Source organism: Pseudomaricurvus alkylphenolicus, assembly GCF_011683955.1.
Taxonomy (GTDB): Bacteria; Pseudomonadota; Gammaproteobacteria; order Pseudomonadales; family Cellvibrionaceae; genus Pseudomaricurvus; species Pseudomaricurvus alkylphenolicus.
In genome coordinates this window covers 35,422-60,067 of the sequence record NZ_JAAQPI010000013.1, presented here as the reverse complement: position 1 = coordinate 60,067, position 24,646 = coordinate 35,422, and the positions used below count along the sequence as shown (strand labels likewise).

General features: G+C 54.1%; 23 protein-coding genes. 21 read left to right on the top strand and 2 right to left on the bottom strand.

Features of this window, described 5'->3' with window-relative positions; genetic code table 11:
• Positions 1-58: 58 nt before the first annotated feature.
• The gene (gene fliS, locus HBA55_RS26710; RefSeq protein ID WP_166997773.1) at positions 59-436 is read left to right on the top strand and encodes a flagellar export chaperone FliS; all 378 of its coding nucleotides are present in this window, start codon (positions 59-61) and stop codon (positions 434-436) included.
• Positions 437-514: 78 nt separating this feature from the next.
• Here the strand turns inward: fliS (HBA55_RS26710) and HBA55_RS26705 are convergent, their stop codons facing one another.
• A complete protein-coding gene (locus HBA55_RS26705; RefSeq protein WP_166997771.1) occupies positions 515-2,155 on the bottom strand; it encodes a tetratricopeptide repeat-containing response regulator in 1,641 nt (546 codons plus the stop codon).
• A gap of 261 nt (positions 2,156-2,416) precedes the next feature.
• Here HBA55_RS26705 and HBA55_RS26700 point away from each other — a divergent pair, with 261 nt between their 5' ends.
• From HBA55_RS26700 to HBA55_RS26670, 7 genes are all read left to right on the top strand, one after another.
• Positions 2,417-2,785: a flagellar export chaperone FliS gene (locus tag HBA55_RS26700; RefSeq protein ID WP_166997769.1), complete on the top strand. Its 369-nt coding sequence runs from the start codon at positions 2,417-2,419 to the stop codon at positions 2,783-2,785.
• 99 nt (positions 2,786-2,884) lie between these two features.
• Entirely contained in the window at positions 2,885-3,142 is a 258-nt protein-coding gene (locus HBA55_RS26695; RefSeq protein WP_166997767.1) for a hypothetical protein, read from the top strand.
• A gap of 102 nt (positions 3,143-3,244) precedes the next feature.
• On the top strand, positions 3,245-3,634 hold the full coding sequence (fliS, locus tag HBA55_RS26690) for a flagellar export chaperone FliS (RefSeq protein WP_166997764.1): 390 nt from the start codon (positions 3,245-3,247) through the stop codon (positions 3,632-3,634).
• A 244-nt stretch (positions 3,635-3,878) separates the two neighbouring features.
• Complete coding sequence (locus HBA55_RS26685) at positions 3,879-5,324, top strand: sigma-54 dependent transcriptional regulator (protein ID WP_166997762.1); 1,446 nt, start codon at positions 3,879-3,881, stop codon at positions 5,322-5,324.
• A 324-nt stretch (positions 5,325-5,648) separates the two neighbouring features.
• The gene (locus HBA55_RS26680) at positions 5,649-6,593 is read left to right on the top strand and encodes a DMT family transporter (protein WP_166997759.1); all 945 of its coding nucleotides are present in this window, start codon (positions 5,649-5,651) and stop codon (positions 6,591-6,593) included.
• A 107-nt stretch (positions 6,594-6,700) separates the two neighbouring features.
• Entirely contained in the window at positions 6,701-7,957 is a 1,257-nt protein-coding gene (locus HBA55_RS26675; RefSeq protein ID WP_166997757.1) for a sensor histidine kinase, read from the top strand.
• A gap of 26 nt (positions 7,958-7,983) precedes the next feature.
• The gene (locus HBA55_RS26670; RefSeq protein WP_166997755.1) at positions 7,984-9,516 is read left to right on the top strand and encodes a sigma-54-dependent transcriptional regulator; all 1,533 of its coding nucleotides are present in this window, start codon (positions 7,984-7,986) and stop codon (positions 9,514-9,516) included.
• A gap of 437 nt (positions 9,517-9,953) precedes the next feature.
• Here HBA55_RS26670 and HBA55_RS26665 read toward each other — a convergent pair whose 3' ends face one another.
• On the bottom strand, positions 9,954-10,145 hold the full coding sequence (locus HBA55_RS26665; RefSeq protein WP_166997753.1) for a PA3496 family putative envelope integrity protein: 192 nt from the start codon (positions 10,143-10,145) through the stop codon (positions 9,954-9,956).
• A 414-nt stretch (positions 10,146-10,559) separates the two neighbouring features.
• On the opposite strand from HBA55_RS26665, the gene fliE reads away from it, so the two are divergent.
• The 13 genes from fliE (at position 10,560) to cheD (ending at position 24,621) form a co-directional block, all read left to right on the top strand.
• Entirely contained in the window at positions 10,560-10,931 is a 372-nt protein-coding gene (gene fliE, locus HBA55_RS26660; protein ID WP_166997751.1) for a flagellar hook-basal body complex protein FliE, read from the top strand.
• 67 nt (positions 10,932-10,998) lie between these two features.
• On the top strand, positions 10,999-12,690 hold the full coding sequence (gene fliF / locus HBA55_RS26655) for a flagellar basal-body MS-ring/collar protein FliF (protein ID WP_166997748.1): 1,692 nt from the start codon (positions 10,999-11,001) through the stop codon (positions 12,688-12,690).
• A 49-nt stretch (positions 12,691-12,739) separates the two neighbouring features.
• Entirely contained in the window at positions 12,740-13,726 is a 987-nt protein-coding gene (gene fliG / locus HBA55_RS26650) for a flagellar motor switch protein FliG (RefSeq protein ID WP_240946319.1), read from the top strand.
• Positions 13,727-13,738: 12 nt separating this feature from the next.
• Positions 13,739-14,683, top strand: a complete 945-nt coding sequence (locus tag HBA55_RS26645) for a flagellar assembly protein FliH (RefSeq protein WP_166997743.1) — start codon at positions 13,739-13,741, stop codon at positions 14,681-14,683.
• On the top strand, positions 14,680-16,041 hold the full coding sequence (fliI, locus tag HBA55_RS26640; RefSeq protein WP_166997741.1) for a flagellar protein export ATPase FliI: 1,362 nt from the start codon (positions 14,680-14,682) through the stop codon (positions 16,039-16,041). Before HBA55_RS26645 ends, fliI begins: the two co-directional genes overlap by 4 nt.
• A gap of 11 nt (positions 16,042-16,052) precedes the next feature.
• A complete protein-coding gene (gene fliJ, locus HBA55_RS26635; protein ID WP_166997739.1) occupies positions 16,053-16,496 on the top strand; it encodes a flagellar export protein FliJ in 444 nt (147 codons plus the stop codon).
• A gap of 339 nt (positions 16,497-16,835) precedes the next feature.
• Positions 16,836-17,120 (top strand): STAS domain-containing protein, encoded by a 285-nt coding sequence (locus HBA55_RS26630; RefSeq protein WP_166997737.1) that lies wholly within the window; start codon positions 16,836-16,838, stop codon positions 17,118-17,120.
• Positions 17,121-17,152: 32 nt separating this feature from the next.
• Positions 17,153-17,512 (top strand): response regulator, encoded by a 360-nt coding sequence (locus HBA55_RS26625; RefSeq protein ID WP_166997735.1) that lies wholly within the window; start codon positions 17,153-17,155, stop codon positions 17,510-17,512.
• A 5-nt stretch (positions 17,513-17,517) separates the two neighbouring features.
• Positions 17,518-20,046, top strand: a complete 2,529-nt coding sequence (locus HBA55_RS26620) for a chemotaxis protein CheA (RefSeq protein ID WP_166997733.1) — start codon at positions 17,518-17,520, stop codon at positions 20,044-20,046.
• Positions 20,047-20,060: 14 nt separating this feature from the next.
• A complete protein-coding gene (locus HBA55_RS26615) occupies positions 20,061-20,618 on the top strand; it encodes a chemotaxis protein CheW (protein ID WP_206019989.1) in 558 nt (185 codons plus the stop codon).
• Positions 20,619-20,691: 73 nt separating this feature from the next.
• Positions 20,692-23,037: a methyl-accepting chemotaxis protein gene (locus HBA55_RS37910; protein WP_166997731.1), complete on the top strand. Its 2,346-nt coding sequence runs from the start codon at positions 20,692-20,694 to the stop codon at positions 23,035-23,037.
• A gap of 40 nt (positions 23,038-23,077) precedes the next feature.
• Positions 23,078-23,920 carry a CheR family methyltransferase gene (locus HBA55_RS26605; protein ID WP_338109465.1) on the top strand — a complete coding sequence of 281 codons (843 nt, stop codon included), beginning with the start codon at positions 23,078-23,080 and terminating at the stop codon, positions 23,918-23,920.
• 74 nt (positions 23,921-23,994) lie between these two features.
• A complete protein-coding gene (cheD, locus tag HBA55_RS26600) occupies positions 23,995-24,621 on the top strand; it encodes a chemoreceptor glutamine deamidase CheD (protein ID WP_240946313.1) in 627 nt (208 codons plus the stop codon).
• The last annotated feature ends 25 nt before the right edge of the window (positions 24,622-24,646 follow it).

Sequence of the window (24,646 nt, the reverse complement as noted above, 5' to 3'; positions counted from 1 at the left end):
AGAATCACCGTCGATAACAATGAGGAAGGCAGCACCAATCGCAGTTTAGGAGGCAGAATTGAACGCTCTAGCCGCTTTGAAGAGTTACGGTCAGGTCCAAGTCAACGCCGGTGTCCAGGATGCCAGCTCCCATCGCCTTATTGGCATGCTTTATGACGGCTTGCTCACACGCATCGCCCAAGCCAAGGGCTCCATGTTACAGAAAGACATGGAAAACAAGAGCAGTAAGGTCACTGAAGCCATGAATATCATCATAGGTCTGCGTGAGTTCCTTGACCTGGAGCAGGGTGGGGAAGTCGCTGCTAACCTGGACGCGCTCTATGAGTATGTTCAACGTACTTTGATGCAGGCACATATTCAGAATGATGAGGCAAAGTTCAACGAATGCCGGGACTTACTTCAGCCGATCAGCGAGGCCTGGGGGCAGATAGGCTGATCCTATAGCTGATATATCTCAACAAAAAAGGCTGCCTTTGGCAGCCTTTTTACATGCATTGACCTAAAAATTGGGCAATCAGGGAAATATCTGCCCAGCCTGCTTCATCAAGTGCTGATACCTCGCATACTGCGCATTACCCCCATCAATATCACTAATCGCCTCAAGATTATCAGTGGTGGTCCGCTGCAAGTCCGACGTCGGCCCAATCAACTTGGCCTTGGTCAATGCCACCTGGGCAATATTCAACCGCAAACCAATATGGTTGGGAAATAGCCCAATGGCCCGATTAAAGACATCAATAGCCTCATCGTACTCCTTGTCCTCATAGAGCTTAATGCCCTTACGGGTAAGGTCCGCCGCCATCTTCTTACCCTTCTTACTAACGGGCTCTTCCGACAGAATATCGGCACGATCGGCAATTTCTTCGTTATCCGGGTGTTCGCGGGCCACCTTCTGAATCAGCGCAGCAGCACCGGCCTTGTCGCCTCTGGCAGCCATGGCCTGGGCCAGCTCCAGCTCGGCAAAGGCTTCTTCGGTGCCGTCATCGTGCATTTTCTTGGCCTTTTCGAGCAACATGTCAGCCTGATCGCTCTTTTTCTGGTAATTCGCTAGCCTTGATTGTGCGGCCGTTCGCTGCAGCTTCAGATTCTTGTCATTGGGGTGCTTGCGCTCAGCCCGGCGCAGATACATTTCTGCTTCCTTGGCATTGTTGACCCGGGTTTCCAGGTTCTGTTCTTCACCGTGATCATCCAGCAGCTCAGAGACAATATCGAAGTAGTCCTGGGGGCTGTAATAACAGGAGTGCTCTCCTACCTTGAGGGCGGCGCGCCTGGCCTGCAGGCTGGTGGCGGTGTCTTCATTTTGCTTGGCCATATTGGCCAGGCGCCGCTGGCGCAGTACGGATTTGGGGGAGACGGTGGCGGCGTCCTCCATGGAGCGCTGGGCTCGGGTAAAGTCGGCCTGGGAGGCGTAGCATTCTGCCAGCAAATCATGGGCTTCCACAAAGCGGTGGTCGGCTTTTACCACTTCCTTTAAGGCGGCTTCGGCTTCCTTGAATCGTTTCTGGGCCAAATAGGTTTTACCCAATCCCAGCTGGGCCCAGACCGGGTTGCTGCGCTTCAGTGAGTCTTCGTAGATCTCCTGGGCTTCTTCGTAGTGTTCCAGTCGGAACAACAGTTCAGCCTGAATGCGCATATAGTTGCCGGTGTATTTGCCGCCGGCATCGAGTTTGGCCTGGCATTCGCCAATGGCGCCACGGTAATCCTCTCGGTCTATTGCTTCTTTAATAGGGAGCAGGTCTTCATGGCGGATAACGATGCGGTTGAGACGGGTTTGCAGCAGGGTTTGAGTAATTGGTTTGGTCAGGTAGTCGTCTGGCAGATATTCCAGTGCGCCCAGGACCATATCGCGGGAGGTTTCGGCCGTGATCATCAGAAACAGGCTGCTGTTCTTCAGCAGCTTGCGATAACGCAGCTCTTCCAGTACCTGTTGGCCGTCCTGACCTTCCCCCAGGTTGTAGTCACACAGCACCATGTCGTATTCAGTCTTGTCGCACATGTCGATGGCGAGTTCGCTGTTGGCGGCGGTGTGAACTTCGGCAACCCCAAAGGTGTTCAGCATGCGCTTGAGCCCGCCCCGAATCTCACTCATGTCATCGATGATCAGGCATTTCTTGCGCTGGTAGATTTTGATTGCATCAATCTGCCGTATGGTCATTTCACATTCCAAAGCTGTCGGCGATCAGGTGTGTTTCCCGTCAGATCACCGCTATTGTTATTCCTGTTGAGTGTAGATCACGGCCGATTATATACCAGTGATGCAGGCATCGGGGCAAGCTTGCCGAGATCTTTGGTGGGGGTTGACTGTTTTTTGCGCGCGCTATGCTTTTTGGCACAGTCCATGCTTTATTGGTTGTTGAGAGGGAAGAGTGGCAATTTTCTGCCACTTTTTCGAATTTTGATGCTGGAGGAAGTCTCTATGTCAATTGCTGTAACACAGGCCGCTCTGAAAATGGAGGAGCAAGGCGAACAATTGACCCCTCATGAAGTGATTCAGCTTCTGCTTGATGGCGCACTGGAGCGTCTCGGCCAGGCTGCATTGCAGCTACGTTGTGGTCGTGAAGAAGAAGCAGGCAAGTTAATGGCCAAAGCCATCGGAATTATCAACGGGTTGCGTCAAAGCCTCGACTTTGAGCAAGGCGGCGAAATGGCGATCAAGCTGGATTCCCTTTATGGTTATCTGATCAAGCGCCTGAGCGAAGCGGAGGCCGATACCGGCGAGTTTGTGCTGGCGGAATCTTCCAAACTGCTCGGTGAGCTGAAGGCCGGTTGGGATGCCATTGCCTGAGGTGCGCATTTGCCTGATGTGAATTCAGGCTAAAGAATGCGGGGAGGGTGCCGCTAACATTCTGGAATCAGTCTCAATTGAGCGAACCGGAGTGTTGTTATGGCGGTGGTGCCTTACTCTCAACTGACCCTGTGCCGCGAGCGCAAATCCCTGCAAGATGCCTATCTCAAGGCCGATTGGCAGCGCGTCAAAGATCTTGATTCGAGCCTGATGCAGGCAGTGGATCAAGCCTCTGAGGATCCTGGCAAGGACATGGCGGCTCTGCTGCAGGAATTGCAGGAAGTGGTGGGTTTATACCGCGACATGCTGGATCAGTGCGATACCCTGGTCAGAGATGCCGCCGATCATCTGCTCTAGGCCCGTTTTGATTACCCCGGGGCGACCGTTATACTACGCTTATGTATTAAGCTTACCGATAGCTTGGTTCGAAGAGTCCGCTGGAGACGTGCGTAGGTCGTTATGAAGGGGCCTGAACTTTACCGACAAATTGACCTCAAGGCCAAGGTGTACTCGGCTTCGCCCCATCAGCTGATCGCGCTGATGTACGAGGGTGTCCTCACCAGTCTGGCCGAAGCCCGCCAGGCGATGGAGTCCAATCAACTGAGCGCCAAGGGCCAACACATCACCAAGGCGATCACCATTCTGTCCGGCTTGCGCGAAAGCCTGGATCTGTCCATTGAATCGGACTTTCCCCACAATCTCGACAACCTTTACGACTATATGCAGCGACGCCTGTTGCAGGCCAGTACTGAGATGGATGTCAGCATGATCGAAGAGGTCAGTGAGCTACTGTTGGTTGTGAAGTCCGGCTGGGATCAAATCAAGCCCCAGCGGCCAGAGTCCCGGTAGGTCTGGCACCTTAACCCTCCTTCTTGATCTCAATCAGCGAGAAACGCAATAACTTTGTAATTTAAAGTCGCTTTCGGTATAAAGACTGCCTTTTATTATTCTTGAGATTTCTATAGCATGGTTTCTCAATAATAATTCTGTCAGAAATTTGACTGCTATGGTCGTCTTGGCTAAACCTGTTTGAGGGTTGTCATGAGGCTGACAGTTTGGGCGGACTTTTTAAGCGGGGAAGGTCAATAATCGCATGTGGCGAGAGTTAAAGGTGCTGGTGATTGATGACGATAAACAGCGTCGTCATGATTTGAAGGTTGTCCTCGACTTTTTGGGGGAGCCCTCGGTTACCACAGGTTGTGATAACTGGGTTGAAGCGGCCAGGAGTGCAGAGGAAGAAGACTCTCCCATCGTGGTTGCTATCCTGGGTGATTGCCACCAGCCGCATTCCCTGTCCCAACGCATTGAGGAAGTTCGCGATTGGAATGACGGTGTATCTGTGGTTCTGTTAGGTGAAAGCCAGCAGTTGCCGACGGATATGGACGTAGCCCTGTCGCAGCGGGTTCTCACTTATCTGGCGGAGCCGCCAAGCTACAATACCCTTCTTGATACGCTGCATCGGGCCCAGCGCTATTGTGAGGCGGTGGAAGCCAACAAGCGCGCACGCCATCAACGCCCGGTACATTTGTTTCGCAGTCTTGTCGGCACGAGCCGCGATATCGAGGCCGTTCGGGGCATGATGTCTCAGGTGGCCGATAAAGATGTGACGGTTTTGGTCACCGGCGAATCCGGCACCGGTAAAGAGGTGGTTGCCCGTAACCTGCATTATCATTCACCACGTCGCGACAAACCCTTTGTTCCCGTTAACTGTGGGGCCATTCCCGCGGAGCTGTTGGAAAGCGAGCTCTTTGGTCATGAAAAAGGTGCATTTACCGGCGCTATCAGTTCGCGAGCTGGGCGCTTTGAAATGGCCGAGGGCGGTACGCTGTTTCTCGATGAAATCGGCGATATGCCCCTGAACATGCAGGTGAAAATTCTACGGGTATTGCAGGAGCGCTGTTTCGAAAGAGTGGGTGCCAATAAAACCCAGTCTGTGGACGTGCGTGTCATTGCCGCGACGCATCGTAACCTTGAGGATATGATCGAGAAGGGCAGTTTTCGAGAGGATCTCTATTATCGTTTGAATGTCTTTCCCATTGAAATGCCGTCTCTGCGCGAGCGTACTGAAGATATCCCGCTGTTACTGAACGAGTTGGTGTCTCGGATGGAAAGCGAGAATCGCGGGTCACTGCGATTTAATTCTGCCGCCATCCTGTCCCTGTGTCAGCACGAGTGGTCGGGCAATGTGCGAGAGCTGGCCAACCTGGTGGAGCGCATGGCCATCATGCATCCCTATGGCGTTATTGGTGTTCAGGATCTGCCCAAGAAATACCGTCACATTGATGTGGTGGAAGAGGAGTTCGAAATCGCGGTGGAAGAGACCAGTTCCCAGACCACGGTTGTCAGCATGGGGGATACCACCTTGTTGCCGGAGCAGGGCATCGATTTGAAAGAGTATCTGACCACATTGGAGCGCAGCCTGATTCAGCAAGCGCTGGACGACTGCGGTGGCGTGGTTGCGCGTGCGGCGGACCGTCTCTCCATACGTCGTACCACTCTGGTTGAGAAAATGCGCAAATACGAATTACAGAGAGGCTGAAAATAGTTCTGGGCAAACCTATGGGTTTGCTCTAACATGCTCGCTTTGCGATCTATCACGATTGAATACAATTGCCATTGATCAATGAATTTTGACCTATGAATTTTCATTCCCCAGCCAAATTTCCAGCCTTTGCTGCCAAACGATGTGCGGTCGTCGCACGTTATTGGCTGGCAGAGCATGCTGTGGCTTGGGGAAGACCCGACAGGTAGTGTTTTAAAAAACACCCTGATTCATCAAAAGCCGCAGCTGACGAAACTGCGGCTTTTTTGTTTCTGATTCCGCATTTCTCATCGCTGCCAAACAGACAAACTGGAGGACACAATGTCTGCTCAGCTGGCTTACGCCACCGTTATTCTGGTGTGGTCCACCACGCCGCTGGCCATCAAGATCGGCAACGATTCACTCACGCCCATGGCGGCGCTGTCACTGCGCACGCTGCTGGCGACTGCGCTGGCATTGAGTGTCTGTGTGCTGGTGCGGCGAGCCAGCTTTTGGCGTCGTGAGCACTGGCCGGTGTATGGGGCAGCAGCGATTGGTATTTTTCCGAACATGCCACTGGTGTATAGCGCCGCCGAGTATATCCCGTCGGGTCTGATTGCCATTATGTTTGGTATTTCGCCATTCTTGACTGGCGTGATGGCGTGGATGTGGCTGGGAGAGGACGCATTGCGGGGGCGTAAACTGGCGGGTCTGGCACTGGCGATGAGCGGGCTGTTGCTGGTGTTTTACAACCAACTGTCACTGGACGGTGAGGCCTGGATCGGCATGCTGCTGATGCTGGCCTCCACGTTTCTGTTCTCCCTCAGTAGCGTACTGGTCAAAAAGTTGGCGCACAAAACAACGGTCTCCGCCGCCGACCAAATGTTGGGTTCCATGCTGGTGGCTTTGCCGGGGTTGTTGTTGTGCTGGTGGTTGGTCGATGGCAATTTGACGGTTGAATTCAGTCGCTCCTCGCTGTTGTCGGTCCTGTATTTGGCATTGCTGGGATCGCTGTTGGGAATGGTGACTTATTTCCACATACTGAAGACACTACCCGTGGCCACAGTGTCCCTGATCCCTCTGATCACACCGGTGCTGGCAGTGATTCTTGGGGCCTGGTTGGCCGGGGAGCAAGTGCCCGCGGCAACGGCCATGGGAGGGTTGCTGATCTTGTTGGCTCTGGCGATATATCAGGGAAATCTGACCGTGCTCTGGCGCCGGTTCCGGCGTTTACCTCGACAGGCGGCAGAGCCAAAACCCCTGACACCTGGACGTTCTTCTATTTGATGGTGGCAATAACTTGGCATTGTGTTTGCAAAAGCCCTGTCAGTAGGGCCGGAGTGATGAGTCTTTGACACCACTTCGGTCCCGTGACAGGTGACAGGAGCAACACAATGGCGAAAGCCGGGGTATTCGAAGAGGTAGATCTGCCCGAGTCCATCAAGGGCAGTCTTTCGAAAGGGGATCTATCTGACAAGGAAGAACTGCGCGCGGCATTTGAGATGTTCAATCAAATGTCCCGGCAGCTGGCGGATTCGTACCAGCATCTGGAAAAACGCGTCGCCGACCTGACCCAGGAGCTCAACACCGTATCGGCCAAGCGTCTGGAAGATCTGGCGGAAAAAGAGCGCATTGCCGAGCGCCTGGAAAGCCTGCTGAAAGTATTGCCCGGTGGCGTGGTAGTGATTGACTCGCGAGGGGTTATCACCGAAGCCAATCCCGCCGCCAAGGATATGTTGGGTGAACCCTTGGAAGGTATGCGTTGGATCGAGATTATCCAGCGCAGCTTTTGCCCACAGGACGACGACGGTCACGAAATTTCCACCAAGGACGGCCGTCGCATCAGCATTGCCACCCGCTCACTGGCGGAAGACGGTCAGATTATCCTGCTGACCGATCAGACGGAAACCCGACGTTTGCAAAGTGAGCTCAGCCGCCATGAGCGGCTATCCGCTTTGGGGCAGATGGTATCGGCCCTGGCTCATCAGATTCGAACTCCCTTATCCGCCGCCATGTTGTATGCCGGCCATCTCGTCGGCGGTCAATTACCACCCAACAAACAGCAGACCTTCTCTGAAAAGTTGCTCAAGCGCCTCAATCATATGGAACGCCAGGTACAGGATATGCTGGTGTTCGTCAAAGGGGATATGGCGCTGGATGATGTGATTACCTGTGCGGAGCTGGCAACCGGGGTGAGCGAAGAGATAGAAGTTCTGCTGGCCACCAATAGGGTCAACTGCCACTGGGATAACCAGTGCCCCACCCATCTGTTGCGTTGTCATAAGGATGCGTTGATTGGGGCGATTCTCAATCTGGTGAACAACGCTATCCAGGCCGGTGGTGAGGATGTAGAGATCTACATCGAGCTGGCGTTGGCTCAGGAACAATTTGTATCGATCTGTGTGAAGGACAACGGTCCGGGTATGGATGCGGAACTGTTGGACACGGTCAAGGACGTATTTGTGACCACCAAGGCGCAGGGTACAGGCCTGGGGCTGTCAGTGGTGGACAGCGTGGCGCGGCGTCACGGTGGTCATTTTGAGCTGAACTCTGCGCTGGGGGAGGGGACCGAGGCTCGTCTGCTGATTCCTCTGGCGCAATTGACGGCAGCACAGATTACCAGCGCCAACAGCGCTGTGGCGAATGGTTAAAACAAGTTTTTATCTAGGAGAATAACATGGGTTTGCCTGCATACGAGCTCAATACCAATCTCACTCGAGTGCTGATTGTTGAGGACGATCTGGACTTGCGCGAGGCGCTGGAGGATACGCTGCAGCTGGCAGATTATGATGTGCTGACGGCGGACAGCGGTGAAGCGGCTCTCCAGACTCTGGCGCTGGAGAACGATATCCAATGCGTGGTGTCCGATGTCAACATGGGGGGAATGGACGGCCATGAGTTGTTGCGAGCCATCAAAGCACAGTACCCGCATATTCCTGTGATTCTCAATACCGCCTATGGCAGCATCGACCGCTCGGTGGAGGCGATGCGTGAAGGTGCGGTGGATTATCTGGTCAAACCTTTTGAGCCTCAGTTGTTGGTGGATACCGTCGGCCGTTATACCGGGGCGGCGGAACCCAGTGGTGATGATGCCCCTGTTGCTCAGGACCCTTCCAGCCAGCAGTTGTTACAGTTGGCCCAGAGAGTCGCGGAGTCGGATTCCACGGCGTTGATCATCGGTGAGTCAGGAACCGGTAAAGAGGTGCTGGCCCGATTTATTCACGCTCACTCGCCCCGTGCGAAGAAGCCGTTTATTGCCATCAATTGCGCCGCCATTCCGGAGAATATGCTGGAGGCTATGTTGTTCGGTCATGAGAAGGGGGCGTTTACCGGCGCCTACAGCAGTGCGCCGGGTAAATTTGAGCAGGCCAACGGTGGCACCCTGTTATTGGATGAGATTTCGGAGATGGATCTCGGGTTGCAGGCCAAATTATTACGGGTCTTACAGGAGAAGGAGGTTGAGCGCCTGGGCGGTCGTAAGACTATCCGTCTGGATGTGCGGGTGATTGCCACGTCCAACCGGGATATGCGTCGGCATGTGGCGGAGGGCAAGTTCCGGGAAGACCTTTATTTTCGTCTGAGTGTGTTGCCTTTGCAGTGGGCGCCGCTGCGCGATCGGCCGGCCGATATTCTGCCCCTGGCGGAGAAGCTGTTGTCGCGTCATGCCGGCAAGCAGTATCGCAAGGGGGTTCGTCTGGATCCCGGTGCCTGCCAAACGCTGTTGCAGTACCCATGGCCGGGTAATGTGAGGGAGTTGGATAATGTCATGCAGCGTGCGTTGATTTTGCAGCCGGGTGCGACCATTTACGCTCAGGATCTGGGGTTGATCGAGCAGGTGAGTTATAGCGAGAAACCGAGTCTGATGACGGCAGGTGTGGTCGCCACCAGTCAGCAGTCTGCGCCGGTTTTTAGTGAGGCTTCACCGGTTCCACAGAGTGTGGCTATGGCGTCGATGAGTTCGGAGAATAATGCTGTGTTTACGGCTCAGCCGGCCGAGTCTTTGGACAGCAGCCCGACCGATGATAGCGCGGTCTTGGGAGACGATCTGAAACAGCGCGAATTTGAGATTATTGTGAATACGTTGCGACAGGAACGGGGCAGTAAGAAGAACACCGCAGAACGCCTTGGTATCAGTCCACGGACACTGCGTTACAAAATTGCGCGGCTCAAGGATGTGGGGTTGGATATTAATCTGGCTTATGGTGGTTGACGTCAGGGCAGGAGTTGATAGGCAGCAGAGTGCCATAACCGGAAGTTCATAATCCTGGTTCAGGGCACCATGGGCGTTCGATAATGTCCGCAACGACCGCACGACGTAGGGTGGATTAGAAGCGCTTTGCGCTTCGTAATCCACCGATCCGCCGAAGGTTTAAATTGGCGGCGGCCGTGTACAAATCACCTGTTGCAGGCACATTCAAGGGTGTTAAAAACCGGGCCGAAGCCAACGAACATCTCCGGCAGAACCGGCGGATTACGGCGCAAGCGTCTAATCCGCCCTACGCATAAACAACGCCGTCAGAGTACCAATCCTGCGAATTTCTAAGACCGGTTATGGCACTAAACAGCCTTTGCCACGAGCGACAGAATCCAAATGGCCTTCATAGTTTCCTTAAAGCCCTTCCGGGTTCTGCAGCAAAAGCTCGACACTTAGAATTGAAAATCAAATTCTTCCATTTCGCGTTTCAGCTTCAGATCTTCAAGGCGTTCTTCCAGGCGCCGACGTGCGTCAACAGTTTGGAGTTTGGTCTCGGTCTTGGCTGGTGGCGCTGACCGGATCTGAGGGGCTGCTTTGGTTTTACTTGTACTTTTTGAACTCACCGCTAAGACCTCACTGCTCATATCGAATTTCCTCCGTGTCGATAATCACTGCGTTAGTTGTTTGTTATATATATCGGTCTGGCCGAAAACTATACTCGCTGCGGCTGCCGGGTCAAGACCCGCTGAGGACGTTTCGGTGAAAGTTCTGTGACATTTTGGTCATACTTTCAATGCGGAGGAAAGACGCCATTTTGTCGTCGGCTTCGTTCTTGGGTTCAACCGGATTTGACTGTTCCCGCAGTTGTCGGAAACACCTCAACCACCACGCGCCAAGCCGATGGGCGGCATCAAAGCGGCAACAATCTCCCGCCGGCAAAGATTGGCCCACTTTGTGCAGATTAACCACTAAAGCATGCCGCGAGCACTTCGCCGCCAATTAATTGTCGGGTGCTTGGCTTAACGTGGTAACCCACAAACCAGTTCTCAGGAATCACTATGACCGATCGCGTGGATATCAATCGCCTGCTGGTGGAAATGCGTTCCCTCAAGAACCAGGCTTTTCAGCGCCCGGAGCCGCTGTCGTCAAAGGATGTCAAGGACGCAGCCGGGGTTAATCTCAACGGTGCCAAGGAAGCAGAGGCTGTACCGTCATTTGGTGAGATGCTGGAGCAGGCGGTGAACAAGGTCACTGAAGTGCAGAAAACCTCCGCAGGTTTAGCCACGGCTTATGAGAAGGGTGACCCCAATGTGGATATCACGGATGTGATGGTGGCTTCTCAGAAGGCCAGTGTGTCTTTCCAGTCGATGGTGCAGGTGCGCAACAAACTGATTGATGCTTATAAAGACGTCATGAATATGCCGGTGTAAACCGCGGGTTTACAGTCAGCATTCAATAAAAAACGTTACCCAAGGATTGCGGAGTTAGAGAATCCCAATGGCGACAGCAGACACAGACTTGCCGGCACCGGGCCGGGATAATCCGGCATCTGATCTTATTGAAGGTTTTAACAGTCTCAACCTGATTCGTCAGGCGGGTCTGATGGTGGGGTTGGCAGCCAGTGTTGCCATCGGTTTTGCGGTGGTGCTCTGGACTCAGGGCAAGGACTACCGTCCTCTCTATGGCAGTCTTGACCGTCTCGATTCCGCCGAGGTGACGCAGATACTGGAAACCAACGACATCGAATTCAAAATGGATGCCAACACCGGGGCGTTGCTGGTGGCATCCGAACATGTGCACAAAGCCCGTCTTAAGCTGGCGGAAGCTGGATTGCCCGGGGATCGCTCAGTCGGTTTTGAGTTGTTGGATCAGGAGCAACCACTGGGCACCAGCCAGTTTATGGAAAGCGCCCGTTACCGACGCAGTCTGGAAGGCGAGTTGGCCCGAACGGTTACCAGTATTAACAGTGTGCGCAGTGCGCGGGTACATCTGGCCATTCCCAAACGCTCGGTGTTTGTCCGTGATCCCCGTCGTCCCAGTGCTTCGGTGTTTGTGGAGCTGTTTCCGGGCCGTGGTATGAAACCGGCACAGGTTAAGGCTATTGCCAATCTGGTGGCGTCCAGCATTCCAGAGCTGACTCTGGACAATGTGACGGTGGTGGACCAAAAGGGCAATTTGCTGTCGACCGGGGAGGAAAGCGAAGAGCTGCTGATGGCCGGCCGCCAGCGGGAGTACACCCGCAAGCTGGAAAACGACTTTATTCAACGCATCAACAGTATTCTGGAGCCCATAGTGGGTTCAGGCAGTTACAAGGCCGAAGTCAGCGCGGATGTGGATTTCACCGAGGTGGAGCAGGCTGAGGAAATCTTTAACCCCGATTTGCCCGCTGTTCGCAGTGAGCAAACCCTGGAGGAGGCCCGTGTCGGTGAGGCTGTGGCAGGTATTCCTGGAGCGCTGACCAATCAGCCCCCAGGCGCGGCGCAGGCACCGGAAAGGGCGGGCGCGGAAGATGGTGCCGGCGGACCACGGGGCTCTCAGAACAGTCGCAAGCAATCTACCCGCAATTTCGAGCTGGATCGCACCGTCAGCTATACCAAACACCAGATGGGTAAGCTGCGCCGGCTCACCGTCGCGGTGGTGGTGGATGACCGCATTGGTCTGGATTCGGATTCGGGAGTTGAGTCGCGCCAGCCTTGGAGCGACAATGAGCTGGAGCGGCTGGCGGTACTGGTACGCGATGCGGTGGGCTACTCGGCGGTGCGCGGTGACAGTGTGAACGTCTTGAACTCGCCGTTTATTGATCGCAAGGATGAGATGCTGATCGGCGAGGCGCCGTTCTACCAGCAGCCCTGGTTTTTGTCCCTGGCCAAGCAGGCCGCGGGTTTGATTATCCTGTTGGTTTTGGTGACTGGCTTGTTGCGGCCGGTCCTCAAAAGTCTGACCACCACCGGGGTCAAACAGCGGGAAGAGGAGCGGGCCCGGGAGCTGGCGGCACTGGAGTCCTCCGGTTTGGACAGTTTTGAGGGGTTATCTGACGAAACGGTAACCCTGACCGGCGGTGAGGCGCTGGCACTGCCCAGTCCCGAAGAGAGTTATGAACAACAGTTAAATGCAGTGAAGGGCCTGATTGCGGAAGACCCCGGAAGGGTGGCACAGGTGATCAAGCGCTGGGTCAACGAAGATGAATGATGTCACCAATCCACCGGCGGAGCAGGGTGAAAAACGCGTCGCCTTAAATATGCCCAAACTGGATCAGGCCGCCATCCTGCTGATGAGTATGGGCGAGGCGGATGCGGCGGAGATCCTCAAGCATATGGGCCCCAAGGAGGTTCAGCGTCTGGGGACTGCCATGTCACAGCTCGCCAATGTGGAGCAGGGCACCGTCGAGGCTGTACTGGGGGAGTTCCTGGATGAGGTCAGAACCCTGACCGGCCTGGGCATGGGGTCAGACAGCTATATTCGTAATATGCTGGTGACGGCGCTGGGTGAGGACAAGGCCAATGGCCTGATCGACCGCATCCTGCTGGGCGGAAACACCACCGGCCTGGACACCCTGAAGTGGATGGAGGCCCGTTCGGTGGCTGACATCATCCGCAATGAGCACCCGCAGATTCAGGCCATTGTGATCGCTTATCTCGATCCGGACCAGTCTGCCGAAATCCTTAATTTTTTCACCGAGAAGGTGCGCCTGGACATTATGATGCGTGTCGCCGCGCTGGATACTGTACAGCCGGGTGCTCTGCAGGAGCTCAATGATATTCTTGAGCGTCAATTCTCTGGCAATGCGGCCTCCCAGACCAAGGACATGGGTGGATACAAGGTAGCGGCGGAGATCATGAACAATCTGGACAGTTCTGCGGAAGCCGACTTGATGGAATCCATCAAGGAAGTGGACGAAGAAATGGGCAATCAGATCCAGGATCTGATGTTTGTGTTCGACAACCTCAAAGAAGTGGACGACCGGGGAATACAGGCGCTGCTGCGCGAGGTGTCTTCCGAAGTGCTTATTATCGCCCTCAAAGGTGCCGACGAAGTGCTGCAGGAGAAAATTTTCAAGAACATGTCCAAACGTGCTGCCGAACTCTTGCGCGACGATCTGGAAGCCAAAGGGCCCGTCAAGGTCTCCGAGGTGGAAGGTGCCCAGAAGGAAATTCTCACCATTGCCCGCCGCATGGCCGATGCCGGCGAAATTGTGTTGGGCGGCGGTGGCGAGCAAATGATGTAATAAGACCATTCTATGAGCGGCAACAACCCCAACCGCATAGCCTCGGAAGATCTGCAGGACTGCAACCCGTGGCTGCTGCCTGACGTCAGTGGCAAGGTGATTCCGTCGGCTGAAAAGGAGGCGGCGGATCGCGAACGCCATCAAGGCGAGGTGATCGAAGACGTCAGTGGTGAAGAGGTCAGCTATGCGCCCATGACCGCCGATGAATTGCAGGCGTTGACGGATGCGGCTGAGAAAGAGGGCTTCGACAAAGGACACGCCGAAGGCCTGGCGCAGGGCCAGGCCGAAGGTCATAAGCAGGGATACGAGCAGGGCCTGCAGCAGGCACAGCAGGAAAGTGCCAAGGTACTTGATGACCAGGTAGGGCGGCTATTGCAAATTGCCGAGGCGTTGATGGCCCCAATTGGTGATCAGGAACAGCAGCTGGAGCATCTGTTACTCAGTTACGTGACACGTTTGACTCGACAGCTGGTGGAACGGGAGCTGCAGATGGATTCCGCTCATATCCTGTCTGTGGTGCAGCGTGCCGTTGCGGCTTTACCCTCCGGCTCCAAACACCTGAAAGTGATCTTAAACCCGGACGATCTGGCGTTGGTTGAGGCCTATGCTGAAGAAACCCAGAAAGACTGGGGGTTTCGAGGTGATGCCCAGCTGTCGCCTGGCGGATGCCGGATTGAAACCGATAACAGTTTAGTGGATTTCTCTGTGGAGTCCCGTATCGACGCCATGTTGGAGCAATTTCTTGATCGGCAGCTGATATCGGAAACTGGCGATGTGACGCTGGAACCGCTACCGGAAATGCCGTCAAAGGCCGAAACTTCTTCGTCTCAACGAGAGGCCACAGAGGAACAGCAGGCTTTGGCTGAGGAGGAGCCGGCGGCGCCGGTTGATAAAACGCAAGCACCCCAAAAATCGCCTCCTGCCCAGTCCAATGAATCCTCTGAGTCAGAACCGTGACGTTATTAAAGCGGCTCCAGGGATACAGCCCGGAGCGACAGTTTGACTTTGAACCCCAGGCGGAGGGGCGCCTGACCCGACTGGTGGGAATGACCCTCGAAGCGGTAGGGCTGAATGTCTCTGTCGGCCATCAGTGTGAGGTGCTCACCGCCGATGGCCGCCGGGTTGAGGCGGAGGTAGTGGGCTTCAGCCAGGAAAAAATCTACCTGATGCCTATTCAACATATCGAAGGCGTGCAACCAGGGGCGATTGTGCGCCCATTGGGGGCTCACAACGGTGTGAGAATCGGCCCTGGCCTGCTGGGCCGCGTCATTAACGGGCTCGGCCAGCCTTTGGACGGTAAACCCCATTGGAATGGTGACGACTTTCTGGACTTTGCGCCCCATACGATCAATCCGCTGCATCGTCATCCCATCAGCGAACCCATGGATGTCGGTATCCGCGCGATTAATGCGCTGTTGACCGTAGGTCGAGGTCAACGCCTGGGGCTGTTTGCGGGCAGCGGTGTGGGCAAGAGTATGTTGCTGGGGATGATGACCCGATTCACCACCGCGGATGTGGTGGTGGTGGGACTCGTCGGTGAGCGAGGACGCGAGGTAAAAGAATTTATTGATCACATCCTTGGGGAAGAAGGGCTGCGCCGTGCTGTCGTCGTGGCCTCTCCCGCGGATGACGCTCCGTTGATGCGCTTGCGGGCTTCCCAGCTCTGTACCCGGGTGGCGGAATACTATCGGGACCAGGGCAAGAATGTGTTACTACTGATGGATTCTCTGACCCGCTACGCTCAGGCTCAGCGTGAAATCTCTCTCGCCATTGGCGAACCTCCTGCAACCAAAGGTTATCCGCCGTCGGTATTTGCCAAGATTCCACAACTGGTGGAACGCGCCGGTAATGCTGCCGAAGGGCAGGGCTCGATTACAGCTTTTTATACGGTTCTGACGGAAGGCGACGATCTGCAAGATCCCATTGCCGATGCGGCACGGGCCATTCTGGATGGGCACGTGGTCCTGTCCCGGCGCCTGGCGGAGGAGGGAACCTATCCCGCCATCGACATTGAGGCTTCTATCTCCAGGGCTATGCCCAATATCGTCGAACCGGAGCACCTGCAAATGATGCAAAAGTTCAAGCAGCTGCAATCGCTCTACCAGGACAACCGCGACCTGATTAATATTGGGGCCTACCGGGCCGGCAGTGATCCACAGGTTGATCTCGCCATTGAACGCATGCCGCATCTGAAGCAGTTTATTCAGCAGGGGCTGACCGAGCCTGTACCCTTCCAGCAGAGCCTTGAGCAGTTGCTGGCGCTGATGGTTACGGCAAACGCGGCGCCTGCCCCACAGCCACCTCCTGGAGGCTAGGATGAGACAAAGTGGCTGTTAAACGTTCGCGCCGCATGGTGGTGGTGTTGCAATTGGTCGAACGGGCTGAACAGAATGCTGCCGACGGACTGCGCCACAGTCGCCAGCAGGTGGAGCAGGGTGAACAGCAGCTGCAACAGATTACGGCTTACCAACAGGAGTATGTTCAACGGCTCAATCAACCGCGCAGCGGTTTGCATGCCGAGTCGATCATCAATGACCGCCGTTTTCTGCAACAGTTGATGGATGTGCAGCAGAGCCAGCAACAGCAGCTCCAGCAATTGAAACAGGCGGAAGAGCAGGCCCTGAAAAACTGGCAATTGTGTTATCGGCGCCGCCAAAGTATTGAGCAGCTTATTGAGCGCTTGAAACAGGGTGAAAACCAATTACTGGAAAAGCAGTTACAGAAGGAATTGGATGAGCTGTCAGGCTTAGCCCGGTTGACGCGCCAATAACGGCAATGGGCACTTAATCCTTACATTCTTTACCCCTATACAGAGCGCGGATTTTCTTTTTTGTAAATCCGAGAATCTTGTCTGACATCCACTCAATTCGCCGTATTGATGTGCAGAGGTGATTTCAAGTGCCCGAGATTTATCTTGATCGCCAATTTTCCGCAGCCAAACGCCTTTTTTGGCGTTAAAATCCTTCTAATGTGAAGATTTTCACTGTGTAACGCGAAAGTCAAAATATCGTCTAGACTAAATATCGGGATCAGACTGTAAAGTTCCAAAGGGAATGACCGATAGCTAGCGAAACAGAACGACACAGGGAAAGAACGAAGGAGCTACTAAGTGACTGCAGTTAAAACTGTGGATTTGCCCGACAATTTGACCATTGCCAACGCGGAAAGTCTTCATCACGACTTGGAACCCCTGACCAATGGCACTGAGGATGTGATTCTCAATGGCGCCGATGTTCAGCGTGCGGATACTGCGGGTTTGCAACTCATCTACGTGTTTATCCAGACGTTGCAGAAAAGCAGTGCCAGCGTCAGCTGGAGCGGTGCGTCGACCGCATTGCTCGATGCCAGTGAACAGCTCGGCCTGAAGTCTCATCTGGCTTTGGATTCCTTCTAATATTCCCCTCTTTAGTCACCGGAGAAGTAACTATGGCAAAGATTTTAGCCGTCGATGATTCCGCGTCTATGCGGCAGATGGTTTCTTTTACACTCAAGGGCGCTGGCCATGACGTGGTTGAAGCGTCAGATGGTGTTGAAGCGCTTGGCATTGCCCGTAAGGGAGCGGTGGATCTGGTCATCTCTGACGTCAATATGCCCAATATGGACGGCATTGCACTGATTGCCGAATTGCGCAAGTTGCCCAGCTATAAATTCACTCCGATTTTGATGCTGACCACGGAATCGAGCATGGACAAAAAAATGCAGGGCAAATCTGCAGGTGCGACTGGCTGGATTGTTAAACCTTTCAATCCTGATCAATTATTGGCCACAATCAAGAAGGTGTTGTAATCGCCATGAGTGTCGACCTGTCGCAGTTCCATCAAGTCTTCTTTGAGGAAAGCTTCGAAGGGCTTGATGCCATGGAATCGGCGTTGATGGAGTTAGACCCGGCCGCCGTCGACACTGAAACGATCAATACCATTTTCAGGGCTGCGCACTCCATTAAAGGGGGAAGCGCAACTTTCGGGTTTTCTATCGTGGCGGAATTTACCCACGTGCTTGAAACCCTGCTGGACGAAATTCGTTCCGGTACCCGTTCGATTCGCCAGGAAGACATTGATCTGTTCCTGCAGTCTGTGGATTGCCTGCGTGATTTGCTGCACGCGCTGCAGCAGGGCCAGGAGCCGGATAAAGCCGGTCCCAATCAATTGCAGGCGGAGTTTGAAGAAATTCTCGCCTCTGACCCCGCAGCTACTCAAACGGGCGAGCCTCCGGTTACCGATGCAGAGGCTTTGATGGAAGCGGCAACCGCACAACCTGATGCCCCTCAAACCGATGGTCCCTGGCGTATCATTTTCCGACCGGGGCGTGATGTGCTGCGCACCGGTAATGAGCCACTGCGAATGCTGCGGGAGCTCGCAGAGTTGGGACGCATCTCTGTGACGCCGCTGCTCGATCGGCTGCCTTCTTTTTCCGGGTTGGAACCCGAAGGCTGTTTCCTGGGCTTTGAGATCATCTTTCGCGACCGTATCGACCGCGACTCCATTGTCGAGGTGTTCGAATGGGTCGCCGACGAATCGGAACTGGATATTCGTTTGGCCTGTGAGCAGTCTTCATCGGCGGCAGAAGAATCCAGTTCCTCTGCAGGGGCGGGATGGAAAATCAATTTCCGACCCGGCGAGGATATTCTACGCACCGGTAATGAACCCTTGCGAATTTTTCGGGAATTGGCGGATCTGGGTACACTTCAGGTGGAGGCAGATGTCACTCGGATGCCGGACTGGAGCACCATTAACCCTGAGTCGAGTTATCTTGGTTGGCGATTGCAATTACCCGCTGATGTTGAGCGTGAAGCCATCGACGAAGCCTTTGAGTGGGTGGTGGATGACTCCGATTTGGTGATTGAGCAAAACGCAGGCGCCACCGATGTCGCTGATCGTGAAGACGCGGACGTGTCTGAGGCGCCATCAGCCGACTCATCCGCCGTGATTGTTGCGCAGGCGGCTGAGGCCGCTGCCGTTGTTGCTACCCCGAGTGTTGAACCGCAAGAGGAAACCGCCGCACAAACGCCATCCGCAGCAGCAACCATACCCGCCGCTCGCGCTGCGGAAACCACTCCAGCCGCCGCAGGCCCCGCCAAAACCGAATCGACCTCAATCCGTGTGGGTATTGATAAAGTCGATACACTTATCAATATGGTGGGCGAGCTGGTGATCACCCAGTCCATGTTGGGCCAATTGGGCAACGAGTTCGAAATCGACGACCTGCCCAAATTACTCGAAGGTCTGAGTCAACTGGAACAGAATACCCGTGAGCTGCAGGAAAGCGTCATGCGTATTCGGATGCTGCCCATCAGTTTTACCTTCAGCCGCTTTCCGCGCATGGTTCGCGACTTGAGTCGACGGCTCAACAAAAAAATTGAGCTGAAGATGCTCGGCGAGCAGACTGAACTCGACAAAACGGTGATGGAAAAAATCGGTGACCCACTGGTACATCTGGTTCGCAATGCCATTGATCATGGTATTGAAACCCCAGAGGAACGTCTTCAATCAGGAAAGACGGAATCCGGTACTATTACTCTCAATGCCTACCATCAGGGCGGCAATGTTGTTATAGAAATCACCGATGATGGCAAGGGACTGAATCGAGAGCGCATTCTGCAAAAAGCCATCGACAACGGTATGTTGTCGTCTAAAGATGCCAGTCAGCTCAGCAATGAGCAAGTACACGATCTGATTTTCCAGCCGGGATTTTCCACCGCTCAAGAAGTGAGTGACGTCTCCGGCCGTGGAGTCGGCATGGATGTGGTCCGCCGAAATATCCAGGAACTCAATGGCAGCGTGGAAATCAACTCCACTGAAGGAACCGGATCACGCATTACCATTCGCTTGCCCCTGACACTGGCCATTCTCGATGGCCAGCTGGTTCGCGTTGGCAAGGAAACCTACATCTTTCCGCTGGTTTCCATAGTGGAGTCATTGCAGAGCGAACAAAAGATGATTAATCAAGTGGCGGGAGGGTGTGATGTGTTTCAATTGCGCGACGAATACGTCCCCATTATTCGCTTATTTGATATTTTTTGTGTCGAACCGGAATTCCATGATCTGGATGAATCCCTGCTGGTTGTTGTGGAATGCGATGGAGAAAAGGTGGGCATCGTGGTGGACGAATTGCTTGCACAGCAGCAAGTGGTGATCAAAAGCCTGGAGCAGAATTATCAGCGGGTTGAAGGTATTTCGGGCGCGACCATTCTCGGTGATGGTACCGTTGCCCTGATTCTGGATATTCCCGGTTTGGTTAAACTGGCGGGCATCAATCATCAGCTGCGCTCGAGAGTGTCCTCGCTTGCCAGCTCGCACCAAGAATTGAATCAATACGCATAATCGAGGTTGATTGGATGCAAATGGTCAATACCACAACACAGGACGGCAGCGAAAAACACGCCTTGGATAATGGCGTCGCCAATAGTAATGACGGCGATCAGTTTCTTACCTTTATCATGGCCGGGGAGGAGTACGGAGTTGACATTCTCTGTGTTCAGGAGATTCGCGGGTGGGAATCAGCGACCCCCATTCCCAATGCACCACCGAATATCAAGGGTGTGATCAACCTCCGGGGTACCATTGTACCGATTGTCGATTTGCGCCAATGCTTTGGCCTGGAGGCAATCGAGTACACACCGGTGACAGTGGTGATAGTGCTGAAAGTGGTGGGAGGTTCCGGCAGCCGCATAATGGGCATCGTGGTTGATGCCGTGTCCGATGTCTACAATCTGGCAATGGACGATATGAAAGCGGCACCGGATCTGGGTGATTCTGTCAGCACCGACTATATCAGGGGACTGGTAAATGTTGATGACAAGATGGTGATTCTGTTGGAGATCGACAAACTGTTAAACATGGACGAACTTCCGGATCTGGCGGAGGTCTCGGCTAAACTCGCTGCAACGCAGTAAGGGACTGAAAGAGTGGTCATGGGCGGTGGTTTAGGGCCCTCGAATAATGCCTGCGGGCTGGAGTAAGTATACGATGAACAAGATGCTGGAATTATTGGGAATGTCCAACACGGAAGAGTTGGATGAGTTGAGAGCGAAAATGGCTGCACTGGATAAAGTGCAGGCGGTGATCGAGTTCCGGCTGGACGGGACCATCATTACGGCGAACAACAATTTTCTGTCCGTGTTGGGCTACACGCTGGGTGAAATCCAGGGGCAGCACCACAGTATGTTTGTCGATACGGAGTACAAAAACAGTCTCGAATACCAGCAGTTCTGGCAGCGGCTAAATCGGGGGGAATTTGAAACCGGGGAATATCGACGGGTCGCCAAGGACGGGCGTGACGTATGGATTCAGGCCTCCTATAACCCCGTGTTCGACAAGCATGGGAAAATTGTCAAGGTGGTGAAGTTTGCTTCGGACGTTACCGAGCAAAAACGCCAGGCGGAAATCAGTCGCAAAAATGCCAATATTGCTAATGCCCTCAAGGTGGCGCAAGCCAATGTGATGTTGGCGGACAATGATCTGACCATTGTTTATATGAATGATCAGGTGGAAAAAATGCTGCGTCACAGACAGACGGAGTTGCGCCAGCATCTGCCCAATTTCTCTGTGGACACGCTGGTGGGTACCTGCGTCGACGACTTCCATCAGAATCCGGCCCACCAGCGGGGAATGCTCAGCCGACTGACTCAAGCCTACAAAACAGATCTGGAATTGGGTGAATTGGTCTTCGGGCTTATTGCCTCGCCGTGGATTGGTGACGATGGTGAACGCCTTGGAACGATTGTCGAGTGGTACGACAAGACTGATGACGTACGAAAGCAGCGTGAAGAAGCCGCGATAGCCGCAGAAAACAAACGTATCAAACAAGCTCTGGATAATGTCACCGCCAACGTCATGATTGCGGATGACAAATACAATATTATCTACATGAATGACTCGATCACGGGCATGATGCGTACCGCAGAATCTGATATTCGCACACAGCTGAGCAACTTTGACACCACCACGTTGATTGGCTCCAATATGGATATTTTTCACCGCAACCCGGCCCATCAGCGCGGTATGCTGGATCGCCTGGCCTCGACGCATCGGGGCCAGATCCTGGTTGGCGGCAGAACTTTCGCGCTGATAGCCAATCCGATCATCGTTGATGGCAAGCGTATTGGTACGGTGGTGGAATGGGCGGATCGCACTGCAGAGGTAGCTATCGAGGCCGAGATTGATGCCATGGTTGACGCGGCTTCTTCCGGTGATTTTACCAGGCAGTTGTCCATGGAAGGCAAAGAAGGCTTCTTCGCCAACCTCAGTCAGGGGCTCAACAATCTGGTGGGTACGGTTGAAGTCGCGCTCAATGACGTGATTCGTATGTTGGGCAGCATGGCCAAGGGCGACCTGACTGAGCGCATCACCCGGGACTACCAGGGCGTGTTTGGGCAGCTCAAGAATGACGCCAACGAAACAGCCAACAAATTGACAGAAGTGATCGGTAATATCCGTTCCTCTTCAGTGGCCATCACCTCTGCGGCGAACGAAATCGCCCAGGGTAACTCCGATTTGAGCCAACGCACCGAAGAACAGGCCTCGTCGCTCGAGGAGACGGCCTCCAGCATGGAAGAGATGACCTCTACGGTGAAACAGAGTGCGGAAAATGCCTTGCAGGCCAACGACCTTTCCCGCGAAGCCCAACAAAAGGCCCAAGAGGGTGGTGAAGTCGTCAGTCGGGCAGTATCTGCGATGGAAGAAATCAATGCTTCCAGCAAGAAGATCTCGGATATTATCGGGGTCATTGATGAAATTGCCTTCCAGACCAACTTGCTGGCGCTAAACGCTGCGGTGGAAGCGGCCCGTGCGGGCGAGCAGGGCCGGGGCTTTGCGGTAGTCGCCGGTGAGGTGCGGAACCTGGCACAGCGCTCTGCTGGTGCGGCCAAGGAGATCAAGGAGTTGATCCGCGATAGTGTCAACAAGGTGGGTGACGGTACGCAATTGGTGAATGACTCCGGCGACACGCTTAAGGAAATCGTCAGTGCGGTTGAGAGAGTCAGCGTCATGATGCGGGAGATCAGTGAGGCGGCTCAGGAGCAAACTTCCGGCATTGATCAGGTCAATACCGCGGTTTCCCAGATGGATGATATGACCCAGCAGAATGCGGCTCTGGTGGAGCAAGCTTCTGCAGCCGGAGAAGCTATGGCCGAGCAGGCCCGCGGAATGGCAACCATGATGGATTTCTTCACCGTCGACAATAATGCGGTGGCGCCATCCCAGGGGGCTTCCTTGCATGTAGTCAGCTCTTCACCTGCTGCGAGACTGTCTCCACCTTCTGCTCCTCAGCAATTGCATGCTCCGGGCAGTGACGACGAGTGGGAGGAATTCTGAGTAAAACCCAGGACAGTCCGATACCACACGAGGTTAAAACGTGAGCGCCAACACCTCTCACATGGAGCGCGAATTTCCGATGAGCCAGCGGGATTTCGAGCACATTAAGCAGGTGGCTTACGAGCTGACCGGCATCAAACTGACGGACCATAAAAAGAACATGATCTACAGCCGGCTGGCGCGTCGAATACGGCGCCGCCAGCTGGGATCTTTCCGTGATTATTGTGATCTCATCTCAGCTGATGGCTCCGATGAAATCACAGACTTCATCAACGCAATCACCACCAATCTGACCTCGTTTTTCCGGGAAGAGCACCACTTCGACTTTCTTGTGCAAAACGTATTTCCCGAGCTGCTGCGCCATAATCAGGGCAGTCGACGCATCAGGATCTGGTCTGCGGGTTGTTCCACAGGGGAAGAACCCTATTCCATCGCCATGTGCCTGAGAGAAAAAATGCCGGTGGAAAGCTGGGATATCAGGGTGCTGGCCACAGATCTGGATACCGATGTAGTGGCACATGGCAAGCGCGGTGTCTACAGCGCCGATAGGATTGACGGTATTGTTGAAGATCGCAAAAAACGTTGGTTCCTGCGTGATTCTGTTGGAGAGGAAGTTCGGGTTAAAGATAGTCTGAGGAATCTCATCACGTTTAAGCCATTGAATCTATTGCAGTCTTGGCCCATGAGGGGGCCTTTTGATGTAATATTTTGTCGTAACGTTGTCATTTATTTCGATAAAGACACTCAGCGTACGCTATTTGATCGTTATGCAGACCTTTTGGCCCCAGGAGGCTATCTTTTTATAGGGCACTCAGAAAGCCTGCATAAGGTGACAAACCGGTTCGTATCCCGGGGAAGGACCATTTACCAAAAAGTGGGTTAGCTTGGTTTATCTGTAATCAACCCGGCGGCTGCCCCTGCAATACATTGCAATTGTCACAGGATGGAGATGTTTCCTTGACCCACCCAACACTTCCCAAGCCCCTTTCCGGTTTTTCCCATGTTAACCGCTATTGGGATCGGCGCATGAACGTTGCCGCCGCCAAGATACTGCCGGGCCAGTTCTATGTCAGCACCCAGGGAGAGATGATTGCCACAGTACTGGGCTCGTGTATTTCGGCCTGTGTCCGTGATCGAAAGATTGGTATTGGTGGCATGAATCACTTTATGCTGCCGATGTCGGGGGACCATAGCAGCTGGGATCACAATCAGGTTGGCGCCGCGGCTCGCTATGGTAATTGGGCCATGGAGTACCTCATCAATGCCATACTCAAGGCCGGTGGCCGCAGGGAGCAGCTCGAAGTCAAGTTGTTCGGCGGTGGCGCGGTGTTATCCAATATGACCAACATCGGTGAGAAGAACATCCAGTTTGCGCTTGATTATTTACGTCAGGAATCTCTGGAGGTCACTGCCCAGGATCTCGGGGGGGTATTTCCGCGCAAGGTTCTTTATTTCTCCGATACTGGTGCGGTAAAACTGCGCAAACTGAAAAGTCGCCATAATGATACTGTTGAAAAGCGCGAAGAAGAGTATCGTCGCAGTATTTCCGTTGAACCCAAGTCCGGAGATGTGGAATTGTTCTGAGTGCAGCAAGGAGCGTCATAAGGTA

Bases quoted from the DNA above. Each gene is read 5' to 3' on its own strand.
- HBA55_RS26705 (WP_166997771.1), bottom strand. From the start codon at position 2,155: ATGACCATACGGCAGATTGATGCAATCAAAATCTACCAGCGCAAGAAA.
- HBA55_RS26700 (WP_166997769.1), top strand. From the start codon at position 2,417: ATGTCAATTGCTGTAACACAGGCCGCTCTGAAAATGGAGGAGCAAGGC.
- HBA55_RS26695 (WP_166997767.1), top strand. From the start codon at position 2,885: ATGGCGGTGGTGCCTTACTCTCAACTGACCCTGTGCCGCGAGCGCAAA.
- fliS (WP_166997764.1), top strand. From the start codon at position 3,245: ATGAAGGGGCCTGAACTTTACCGACAAATTGACCTCAAGGCCAAGGTG.
- HBA55_RS26685 (WP_166997762.1), top strand. From the start codon at position 3,879: ATGTGGCGAGAGTTAAAGGTGCTGGTGATTGATGACGATAAACAGCGT.
- HBA55_RS26680 (WP_166997759.1), top strand. From the start codon at position 5,649: ATGTCTGCTCAGCTGGCTTACGCCACCGTTATTCTGGTGTGGTCCACC.
- HBA55_RS26675 (WP_166997757.1), top strand. From the start codon at position 6,701: ATGGCGAAAGCCGGGGTATTCGAAGAGGTAGATCTGCCCGAGTCCATC.
- HBA55_RS26670 (WP_166997755.1), top strand. From the start codon at position 7,984: ATGGGTTTGCCTGCATACGAGCTCAATACCAATCTCACTCGAGTGCTG.
- HBA55_RS26665 (WP_166997753.1), bottom strand. From the start codon at position 10,145: ATGAGCAGTGAGGTCTTAGCGGTGAGTTCAAAAAGTACAAGTAAAACC.
- fliE (WP_166997751.1), top strand. From the start codon at position 10,560: ATGACCGATCGCGTGGATATCAATCGCCTGCTGGTGGAAATGCGTTCC.
- fliF (WP_166997748.1), top strand. From the start codon at position 10,999: ATGGCGACAGCAGACACAGACTTGCCGGCACCGGGCCGGGATAATCCG.
- fliG (WP_240946319.1), top strand. From the start codon at position 12,740: ATGCCCAAACTGGATCAGGCCGCCATCCTGCTGATGAGTATGGGCGAG.
- HBA55_RS26645 (WP_166997743.1), top strand. From the start codon at position 13,739: ATGAGCGGCAACAACCCCAACCGCATAGCCTCGGAAGATCTGCAGGAC.
- HBA55_RS26625 (WP_166997735.1), top strand. From the start codon at position 17,153: ATGGCAAAGATTTTAGCCGTCGATGATTCCGCGTCTATGCGGCAGATG.
- HBA55_RS26620 (WP_166997733.1), top strand. From the start codon at position 17,518: ATGAGTGTCGACCTGTCGCAGTTCCATCAAGTCTTCTTTGAGGAAAGC.
- HBA55_RS26615 (WP_206019989.1), top strand. From the start codon at position 20,061: ATGCAAATGGTCAATACCACAACACAGGACGGCAGCGAAAAACACGCC.
- HBA55_RS37910 (WP_166997731.1), top strand. From the start codon at position 20,692: ATGAACAAGATGCTGGAATTATTGGGAATGTCCAACACGGAAGAGTTG.